General features: G+C 61.9%; 1 pseudogene. It reads left to right on the top strand.

The features are described from left to right. A pseudogene (locus tag JF290_RS19400) lies at positions 1-1,034 on the top strand (IS3 family transposase); the annotation flags it as partial.

Below are 1,034 nucleotides of genomic sequence, written 5' to 3'. Positions count from 1 at the left end.
AGCTTTTCGCGGACCCAGTTCCTAAGACGGGCGTCGATCACGAGGCCGAGAACCGTCGGCTGAAGTGGGTGCTGGCCCGTGTCATTGAGGAGCGTGACATCCTAAAAAAAGCAACGGCGTACTTCGCGCGCGAGTCCCGATGAAGTACGCCTTCATCCGGGCGCATCGAGATGAGTTCGGCGTCCGGGCCATGTGCCGGGTGCTGCGGGTGCATTTCAGCGGGTTCCATGCATGGCTTAAGGAACCGTTAAACCACCGCGCGCAGGAGGATGCACGTCAGACCGAGCTGATCCGGCAGGCCTGGGCCGACAGCGGCAAGGTCTATGGCTATCGCAAGCTGACGAACGATCTGCGCGACGAAGGCGAACGCATCTCGGAGAACCGTGTTGCCCGGCTGGCTTCGCTGGCCGGGATCGCTGCGCAGATCGGCTACAGGCATCGTCCCGGTTGCTATGGCGGCAAGCCCGCGGTGGTGGCCGAGAACAGGCTGGAGCAGCGGTTCGAGGCATCTCAGCCCGATCAGGTCTGGGTGACCGACATCACCTACCTGAGAACGCACGAAGGCTGGCTGTATCTGTGTGTCGTCATCGACCTGTTCTCCCGCCGTGTCGTCGGTTGGTCCGCACAATCCCGCATGACGACGGACCTGGCGCTCCAAGCCCTTCTGATGGCTGTCTGGCGACGAAAGCCGACAGACCGGATCACGGTGCATTCAGACCAGGGTTCGCAGTTCACCAGCCGCGAATGGCAGACCTTCCTCCGTCAGCACGGCCTCGAACCCAGCATGAGCCGGCGCGGGAACTGCCACGACAACGCCGTGGCAGAGAGCTTCTTCCAGCTTCTGAAGCGAGAGCGCATCCGGCGTCGGATCTACACGACCCGCGACGCCGCCAGACAGGACGTGTTCGAGTACATCGAGATGTTCTACAACCCGAAGCGCAAGCACGCGAACAACGGCATGCTGTCGCCCGTTGATTTCGAGATCAGACAGCAGAAACCGAATCAGGCACGTGTCAAGGAAACCAGGGGCACCT

Origin of the sequence: Sedimentitalea arenosa (genome assembly GCF_016428585.1) — a bacterium.
GTDB lineage: Bacteria > Pseudomonadota > Alphaproteobacteria > Rhodobacterales > Rhodobacteraceae > Sedimentitalea > Sedimentitalea arenosa.
Note: the sequence above shows the minus strand (reverse complement) of the source record. Positions and strands in the feature narration are given on the sequence as shown.